Source organism: Flavobacteriales bacterium TMED191 (assembly GCA_002171975.2).
In the GTDB taxonomy this organism is placed as follows: domain Bacteria; phylum Bacteroidota; class Bacteroidia; order Flavobacteriales; family TMED113.
The window spans coordinates 1-10,051 of sequence record NHIO02000037.1; the positions used below are offsets into that span (position 1 = coordinate 1).

The window sequence follows — 10,051 nt, forward strand, 5'->3', positions numbered from 1 at the left end:
TTACATGCAGTTTCGTCCATACATCCATAAATAGTACAATTACCAATTTCACCTAAAAATGGTGCACTTCCTGAAAGGATTTCAGTTTCATCAGCACTAATACTCCAACCAATATTATATTGTTGAATCCCTCCACCTGCAGTTACTGTTACACAATCTGAAATATCACCACAGAATGAGATTGTTTCTTGATAAACATTACCTAATGAATATTCATTATCACCAATAGATATAGTACTACCATACCAACCAGAAACAATTCCGTTTGTATACATAAATAAATCTATTTGTGATTGCCCTATATCTGCACAAGAATTTACACACGATCCATCATCTGTATTAGCTGTAGGATTATAATTCCATGCAGCAGTATCAGTACAACCTAAAACAATTGCGTCACATGATCCATCATCTGATGTTGCATCTGGGTTGTAGTTAAATGCTGTAGGGTCAGTACATCCAGGAATGCATATTGAGATTTCACCAGTACAAAAACTTAAATTATCAACAGAAAAGTCAGTGTTTGAGCCACCTCCCCAGAAATTTAATCCACCAAGATTACCAGACCAATCCCATGTCTCTACACATGCACCATCAACTAATATAGATGCAAGTTGGTTATCTAAATCAACTGCGATTTCAATAGCAACATTCCCACCAGTATTATAGCTCCATGTGTCATATGTTTGTGTAGTATATCCAAGACCATCTTCACCAAAAATAACTTCAATTTCCCATTGCCAATTGTTTGGGTCATTAGAGTTACCGATGCTAAAATAACCTGCTCCCCCTGGATATATTCCTAAATCAAATGAAATATTATATGATCCAGTTTCAAAAATAGGGGTAGTAGTAATAATATCAGTGTCAGTTGTTATTACTGCCGAGCCATTAGAAATAAAGGCATCTTCTTGTGAATTATCAGTAGTCCATGTATCAAAAAGGCTATTATTTGAAATTCCACTTCCATCAGCTAAATTGTCAAAGTTTTCAGTTACACAGTAATTATCACAATCAGCTGCATACCAACATGAGCCATCATCAAGATTTGCTTCTAAATTATAGTTACATGCAGTTTCATCAGTACATCCAAGAGTAGGACATCCGTTTCCAAGACCTTCTTCAATTATAGAACTATAATAACCTCCAGTTCCATCATTATTATCAAACTCAAATTCTCCAATTGACAGAGAGGCAGATCCATATCCACCTCCGTTAGCACTTGATATAGCAATAGTATAACAACCTCCTTCTAAATCAAAACAGCCTAAGCCATCAAAACTATTTCCTCCTGCAACAATAGTGTTGCCGTCGTAGTCAGTAACGGAAAATCCAAAATCTGTCCCTGCTCCATCGTTTACAACAACATCTAGAGCCTCAAAGTTACATTCAAAAGGACAATAACCATATTCTGCACTTCCTGACGAACCAGCAAAAAGTGTGATGTCAGTATTGTTACCATCTTGTTGTCCTATTGTCAGTACTGCACTATTCCAGCCATCACCCCAAGCGTCAGCCATATTGATAGTATAACATCCATCAGGATCTAAACACACCCAAGTATCTACAACTCCTGGATTATCAAAATCATATCCACCATCAATTGCATAGTCAAGGTCTCCAGCGGAGAATAAAATATTGCCATTTGAATCTTCAATATTCCAGGCAATTTCGTATGGGTATGAGCCCTCTGTAGAAACTAAGGTTACAGATTCCCATCCATCTTGATCACAATTATAGAAGCAAGAACCGTCATTTACTGTACTAGTTGCATCGTAGTTTGCTGCAGCTGGATCAGTACAGCCATAAAAGACTCCACAATCTTCTGGATCTACACCAGCTACAAGTGTTCCTGTTGACTCAGAGCCATCTCCTAATTCAAAATTCATGTCACCTATTGTTAACGTGTTACCGTTCCACCCATCTCCCCATGAATCATACAGATTAACAGTATAGCATCCAGGTGAAAGACAAATCCCAGTATTTGCAGGTGCTCCTCCACTTGCAACGATAGAACCTGCATCACTTACTACTTCCCAAGACACTTCTGTTTGAAAAGTTCCTCCATCACATATAACTACGTACGCATCAAGTCCATCTTCACAAATATATTCACAAGAACCATCGTTTGTATTTGCAGTAGAATCATAATTTGCTGCATTAGGGTCTGTACATCCTGAGTATAAACAAGGATCGCTTGAATCAGTAGGAGAGGATTCATTTAGTGTAGCATTTTCATTATAATTGTCAGCTTCTGGGTCAGTACATCCATATACAGGACACCCTCCTCCAATTGCATCATAATTATAAGCATACCAGAAACTAAATCCATTCCATCCAAATTCTTCATTTCCAACAACTAAAGTTGCACCTTCATTTCCATTTCCTTCCGAACTGGCTAGATTAACATCATAACAATCATCAGGATTTAAACAAAATGACCCATCGTAATCATTACCTCCACTAACCACAACATCACCGGCATTATTGGTAATGGAGAATCCAAATGATGTTCCTGCACCATTATTTACTGAAACAGGTATCTCAGAGTAATTACACTCATAAGGACAGTTGTACGTATCATTACCACTTGCTCCTGCATAAAGACTCATTTCTACACCTCCAATATTTAAAGTATTTCCATTCCATCCATCACCATATGAATCTTGCATTTCAACGGAATAACACATATCATCTAATAAACATATTTCATTAGAGTATGGAGCGCCACCAGAAGCAACAATATTTCCATTCTCATCAAATATTTGCCATGTTATTTCACCTTGCCAAGTTCCTCCATCGCATGTAATTGGAGTCGATATCTCTCCATCATCTTCATCACATGTATAAATGCATGTACCATCATTTTCGTCTGCATCAGCTTCATAGTTGTCTGCATTTGGATCAGTACATCCAGGCACAGGGTCTTCAACACATGTACAATCAAAGCCAAATCCCTCCATTTGTTCTACAGTGTAGTCATATGTATTAAATACCCATACATACCAATAACAAGTACCTTCTTCCTCTGTATCAAGCCATGCGTCACAGTCATAGTCACATGATCCATCATCCATGTTGGCATCAGGATTAAAGTTTTCAGCAGTTTGGTCCATACAACCCTCAGTTACACACTCTGGATTATTAATTCCAAATGCAGCAGATCCACCATCACCTGTAGCAGTAATTTCAAAATCAATTCCGTCACCTGTTATTGTTAAATCGTTTCCATTCCAACCGTCTCCGAATGTATCAGTCATAATTACACTATAACATCCATCAGCTAAACAAATACCTTGAGCTGAATATGGAGCTCCGCCTGATAGAACAATTGCGCCATCTCCATCATAGATTGTCCAGCCTACTTCGCCTTGCCAAGTTCCTCCGTCACAACTAACTGTTACTGGAGTTCCTCCGTCTTCGCATGAGTATTCACATGACCCATCTTCAACATTATTTACCTCATTGTAATTGTCAGCTTCGGGGTCCATACATCCAAAATATATGCCGCAATCATTAGGGTTGCCAGTAGCAATTGTTGCCGTTGTTTCAGTTCCATTTGGGAAGGGATCTGTTGGTCCTTCAAAAGTCCAAGTAAAACCACTTCCTGACTCTAAAGTAAATATGTTACCACTCCAACCATCTCCAAACTCATCATACATATTTACAGTATAACATCCTATTGGAAGGCATGTAACATCAGAATAAGGGGCTCCAGCAGACAGTAGTATATTTCCGTTAGCATCTACAATTTCCCAGCTAATTTCGGATTGCCATGAACCACCATCTAAGTTTAATTCTAGTGATTCATAAGAAATTCCATTATCGTCTGTAAATGCCGAGCAGTCATATTCACATGAACCATTATCTTCTAGTGCATCTGCATTATAATTTGATGCAGATGGGTCAGTACAACCAAAGAAGTCACCACATCCGCCTTCACCAACTTCAAAAAGTGCAGATGCATTAGCTCCAAAAGTAATAGTAAATTCTAAATCATTTCCAATTTCTAAAGTGTTTCCATTCCATCCATCTCCCCAGTTGTCTGTCATAATAACCTCATAGCAGCCTGGTGCAAGACATATTCCATAATCAGTAAAGTCATTACTGTCAAAGGGTGCACCTCCAGAAATATATTCAAAACCATCAGTTGTTTGAATTGTCCATCCTATTTCTGCTTGCCATGATCCACCTCCACAAGTAATATCAAAATATTGATAGCTTTCATCATCCACAATTCCATCGCCATCTGTATCTCCACATACATAATAGCAAGGCTCATTGCCATTGTCATCTGAGTTTGCATTTGGGTTGTAGTTAGATGCCCATGGATCTGTACATCCAAAAACTGCCGGGATGTTAAATGAAATTGTAAAATAGTTGTTTTCATAATTTGTTTCACCAAACTCAGGATTCACTCCTAGAGGTTGTGAGGCACCTCCATTCACCCAAACAGTAATACTGTGGTCCCCAGGCCCAATTGCAGCAGCTGATGTTAAATCACTTAAATCATATGAAAAATCATAGCAAGAGCCTAAATAGTATCCATCACTAGTTACAGCTTCGCCATTAAAAGGATCTATTGTTGCCATTTGTGAGGGACTATTAGAAATTTCTGCGAAACCATCAATTAAAATCCAGGTTGTTCCTGCTGTTTCAATTCCCTCCGAATTAGTAGTTGTTTCAGTTCCAAAATTACAAACTTGTGTTGATAATATACCATCTTCAAATGTTACATTTTCAATACTTACATCAAAAAAATCATAACCTCCATCGTCGGGGTCGTCAGTACAAGCGGAACCACTAGTAGAGTCAAAGTAAGATGATCCTGATAACGCAAATACAGAAATGTCTGCATTTTGTATTTCCCATGCTACTTGTTGTGGGTCGCCATCATCAACAATTAACTGATAACATCCATCTAGTAAGTCGTCAGGTGCACAAAAATTCACAACGTATCCTAATTCGCCAACAAAGGCTTCGTTCAATGGACACTCTAAACAATCATCGTGATTTACTTCCCCATCAGGTAATGGCCCTCCAAAATTTGGATTTTCACTACCATCGTCTAAAAATTCTAGCTCATCAATTAAACCACAACAATCTGCGTCGTCAAAACCATCACCGTCTAAATCACCAATTTCTGTAGGTACAGCGGGAAGTTCGTACATTATATCTAGTGTAGGTGCAAAATAAAACACTGTATCCATAACATCGTAAATTTGAGAGTCTTCCCAAATGTTAAAAACTGTCATTGAAGTTCCATTCCATCCATTCTGACCACTTAAATCCATGAAAGTTCCAACTAGCATTAATGTGTTATCAGGATTTCCGCAGCCCCAATAAGCACACTCTCCAGGAGTGTTTGCACCAGGCTCGTAATTATCTGCTGCATATCCAGGAAATGGGGACCAGTTTTGTAATCCATCATCCATACACCCAACAACATCATAGGCATCACAACCGCTGAAGCCAGGATTGTCTAAACACCAATCTTCAGGTGTTTGACATGCATTACATGCAAGACATTCAGGAGTTAATGCATCACAACAAATGTTATCATAAAGGCATGTTAAATCGTCAATATTAGCAATTGGATCAAAATTACANGCNGTTTCATCCATACANCCAGGGTATTCACCTTGTGGTATTACAATGATTGTTCCAACCATTCCTTGTGCAGCGTGAGTTCCAATAGAACAGTCATATGTGTATGTGCCTTCAACTGTAAAGGTCCATGAGCCAATTTCAGTTGGGCTATCTGGACCAGCAGAATATACAGTTGGTAAAACAAAGGATTCAGGATTATTAAAATTTGCTCCTGATATTGAGTTGGTTTCAAAATTTACATCATGTAAACCACCAACGTTTGTCCAAGTTACAGTGGATCCAGATTCGATTTCTAATACGTTAGGTGAAAAATAAAATGCACCAGCGTTTATTTCATAAAAACCAGGTTGCGCCCATGAAAATTGAAGGCTGAATACCATAGCTAAAATAGCCATTAAAAAGTTTAACTTTTTCATAATTTTAATATTTTTAATTGATTTAGGGGTATATTTTTTAACAGTTTTTTTCGCTAACTGTTAACTTATTACATTACTAAATATACTAAAATCAAATAAAAATTCAAAAAAAATTAATATTAAATATACATTTAATTAAGAACGATATTTAAACTACAAATCTGTATAAGAAGTAAAATTTATATTTTAGAAATAAAAATTTAATTATTGATTTTTTGACCATTTGAATAGTTACCCTCCTCAGTAATATCACCTTCTTTAGAGAAAATTTTAGTTGGACCGTTTAATACTCCCTCTTTGTAAGTGTATAGGATGTTTTTTTCACCATTATCATAATACCATATTATTTCACCATTTTTATTATCATTTAGATATGATCCGGTTTCTTGTTGTTTACCAGTTTTATAATACTTTGTATATGAACCATTTTTTTTACCATTTACATAATTAATCAAGCTTTTAACTTTACCAGTATTATGTAAAGTTATTTGCTCACCATGCAATTTGTTATTTTTATAATTTTCTTGTGCTTGCAATTTTCCTCTATTGTCAAAGTATACAAATAGACCATCCCTTTCATTGTTTATAAAGTTACCGATAGTTTTGACAATTCCTTCTTTATTTTTTTCAATGTATTGGCCATTTAATAAGGTTTCACTATCTGAGGAATTGGTACAACCCAAAAGGGTAATTATAATCGCTAGTAAAATATAAATTGAATTTTTCATCAGTTTAATGTTTGTATTTAAGTTAATAATTGTGATTTATGAATTTAAAAAATTTAATTTAATTACTAATTATCTCGTAAGTATATTTTTCATTATCATCGTCATTATCATCGTCATTATCATCGTCATCTTCCCACTCATATTTTTTCTTTTGAGGACCCTTTTTAATGAAAATAATCGATAAAATAAATCCAATAATTGCCCCACTAAGATGGGCTTCCCATGAAACACCGGGTTTAACTGTTTCTGGAAAAATTCCCCACACCATACTTCCATAAAGAAAAGTGATAAGAAGTGAAAAGGAAAGAAGTTGGATATTTCTTCTAAAAACACCACTAAAAAACATAAAAGCTGCAAGTCCATAAACAACTCCACTAGCTCCTATATGGTAAACTTCTCTACCTATAAACCACAATAATATTCCAGCAAAAATATGTATAAGAATATATATATAATACGCAAGACCATCATAAAAGTGTATCATGGCAGATAATAAAAAAAATAAAGGAATTATATTATTAAAAAGATGTTGTGTTGAGCCATGAATAAATGGACAAAAAATAATACCCGACAAACTTTTTAATTCGTTTGGAAAAACACCATAATTACTTAAATTATATCCATATTTTAATTCAATCATTTTGACAAATGACATAGTTGTAACAACAAATAGTGGAAAAATAAAAACATTAAATGATATTTTTTTATTTTCTAAATCGTAATTTTCCATTAATCAAAAATACGTATTTTTATTTCCATCTATGAGTATTAATAATAATGACATTTACTGGAATTTATATTCAACAATAATTATATCATTTATAATTTTTGTTTCTTTTACTATTGTTCAATCTCTAATTGTATTGTTCTTACAAAAAANAGCTATAAATGATGTTTNAGATGTTAAATTATTGGCNTATAGTAATTTAGGTTTAATTTCGTNTATTTCTTCAATTGCTGGNGCTTTGATGATTTTNTTTTTTATTAAGCTGAAAACTGNAAATNTCAATGACTATNTGAGCTTAAATTCGCTAANTTTTAAAAGTTCATATTATTTTTTTTTAGCAACATTTGCNTTNTTAATTGTCATGGAGTNTNTNTCAAAAAAATATCCNGACATATTCGCAACTGANTTTGTTTTAGAGAGTTATAAAAGTGCTAATAGCTTACCTTTATTATACTTTGGTGTAGTAATTTTTGGACCGATCTTTGAAGAAATGTTGTTTCGTGGTTTCTTATTTAAAGGTTTAGAAAAAACACCATATATAATTATTGAATATATTCTAGAAACACTTATCTCCTTTGTATTATCGCTTCTAATTATAATTTTAATTGATTTAAGTATTTTTCGTTTTATTTTTGAGTTTGAAAATAGTTGGTATGAAAGAGGTGCTATTGCTATTTTTTTATGGGGGGGTGTTTTTTTGGGGTTATATATTATAATTCGAAAAAAAATCAATTTACCAAGAATATTTAATCCGATTCCTTTTGGTGGCCATGGAGCAGTATTTATTTCCGCAATCTTATTTTCTATTATTCACATTCAATATGGAATAGCTGTTATTGTCTTTTTATTATTTCCAATGTCTATTTTACTTGGATATGCTAGATTAAAATCAAATAGCTTAATACTGCCAATACTACTACATTCATTAAATAATTTGTTAACCTGTTTAGTTACGCATTTTGAAGTTTATTAATGTTTTTTACTTCCTTTATAAATTTCATATTTTAAGAGTTTACATTCTAAAGCACCATTATATAGTTTGATTTTTTTGCTGGGTTTTAGTCCGATTTTTTTTAGCTCTTCATTGTCACTACAAATTATCCAAACACATGCATCTGTGTATTCATTTTTTAATGTATCTCCAATTTGTTTATAATAATCTGGCTTTAATTCTATTCTTTTACCATATGGTGGATTAAATATCAATATTGATTTTAAATTTATTGAGGATTTAAAAAAATTTTTTCCGTCAATTTTAATAATGTGATTTAATTTACTATTCTCTACATTATTTCTAGCAATTGCTATTGCGGATGCTGATATGTCATAACCCTGAATAATTTGATTATATTTTATTTCATTTTTAGAGCTTTTATCTATAATGGTATTATAAAGCTCTTCGTCATAATCCTTCCATTTTTGAAAACCGAAAAAATTTCTATTTATATTTGGTGCTCTATTAATAGCAATCATGGCTGCTTCTATTAATAAAGTTCCAGACCCACACATAGGGTCTATTAATTTTTCTTTGCGTCTCCAATTACTTAGCATAATAACACCTGCAGCCAGTACTTCATTGATCGGTGCATGAAATTGATTTGACCTATATCCACGTTTATGGAGTGATGGACCAGAGCTATTTATTGAAATATTACAGTTTTTCTGAGAAATATGAATGTGAATGTTAAAATCAGGTTTTTTTATGTCTACCGAGGGACGCTGATTTTTGTATTTTCTGAATTGATCAACAATTGCGTCTTTAACAACTAGAGAAACATATTTACTATGTGTAAAGTGTTTTGAGTTTACTGTTGAGGAAACACTAAAAGTATTGTTTACATTAAATATACTATCCCATTTAATTCTACTTGCCTGTGTATATAGTACTTTTTCATTATGAGCTTGAAATTGTTTCATTGTTTTTAGAATCTTTAAAGCTGTTCGCAACTGTATATTTGCCTTGTACATTAATGACTTAGATCCTAAGAAGTAAACGCACCGGTTGCCTTTAACAATTTTTTTTGCACCTATTTCAATTAGTTCTTGCTCTAAAGTTGACTCTAAACCAAACATGGTAGTAGCCACCATATTATATTGTTTCTCAAACATTTACAATTTTTATTTGGTAAATATAGTTTTATTCAATTTAATGGCATAAAAAAAGGGTATGCTCGCATACCCTTCCATATTTTCCATTTTTTAATTATCTTATTTTCTATGCATAAAGCAGTTTCCATTTTTTAATAGGGATTTGTTTCCAATAGCCGTCAGTCCATACCCAACCTTGCGAGTCTTTTGTCCAAGTACCGTTTACAAAAACATATCCAATTTTTTTTGCTTCCCAGTGTCCGCTTACCCATATATATTGATTGTTTTCTACTTTCCATTGACCATCAATCCAAATTGCTGATCTTTTTTTAATGTGTTGTTTAACAATTTTTTCTGGTATTTCTAATTTTTCAGCCAAAATAGGTCCCTGATTTTGAGCATTAGAGATTGATGTTGCAAATAGTACTATTATTCCTACAGCAATTAATTGGGTCAAATTTTTCATAGTATTCAATTTTAGT

General features: G+C 33.6%; 6 protein-coding genes. 1 reads left to right on the forward strand and 5 read right to left on the reverse strand.

Features of this window, described 5'->3' with window-relative positions:
* The 3 genes from CBD51_003945 to CBD51_003955 all read right to left on the reverse strand — a co-directional run.
* A partial coding sequence (locus CBD51_003945) for a hypothetical protein (GenBank protein ID RPG58944.1) occupies positions 1-6,026 on the reverse strand: 6,026 nt, incomplete at its 3' end.
* Between the two features lie 200 nt (positions 6,027-6,226).
* Positions 6,227-6,754 carry a hypothetical protein gene (locus tag CBD51_003950; GenBank protein ID RPG58945.1) on the reverse strand — a complete coding sequence of 176 codons (528 nt, stop codon included), beginning with the start codon at positions 6,752-6,754 and terminating at the stop codon, positions 6,227-6,229.
* 58 nt (positions 6,755-6,812) lie between these two features.
* Positions 6,813-7,484, reverse strand: a complete 672-nt coding sequence (locus CBD51_003955) for a rhomboid family intramembrane serine protease (protein RPG58946.1) — start codon at positions 7,482-7,484, stop codon at positions 6,813-6,815.
* Positions 7,485-7,515: 31 nt separating this feature from the next.
* Between CBD51_003955 and CBD51_003960 the strand changes: the two genes are divergently transcribed.
* On the forward strand, positions 7,516-8,454 hold the full coding sequence (locus CBD51_003960) for a CPBP family intramembrane metalloprotease (GenBank protein RPG58947.1): 939 nt from the start codon (positions 7,516-7,518) through the stop codon (positions 8,452-8,454).
* Here CBD51_003960 and CBD51_003965 read toward each other — a convergent pair.
* Both CBD51_003965 and CBD51_003970 read right to left on the reverse strand, forming a co-directional pair.
* Positions 8,451-9,590 carry a class I SAM-dependent RNA methyltransferase gene (locus CBD51_003965; protein ID RPG58948.1) on the reverse strand — a complete coding sequence of 380 codons (1,140 nt, stop codon included), beginning with the start codon at positions 9,588-9,590 and terminating at the stop codon, positions 8,451-8,453. The genes CBD51_003960 and CBD51_003965 overlap by 4 nt on opposite strands.
* A gap of 106 nt (positions 9,591-9,696) precedes the next feature.
* Positions 9,697-10,035, reverse strand: coding sequence for a hypothetical protein (locus CBD51_003970; GenBank protein RPG58949.1), 339 nt, complete (start codon positions 10,033-10,035; stop codon positions 9,697-9,699).
* Between the last annotated feature and the right edge of the window lie 16 nt (positions 10,036-10,051).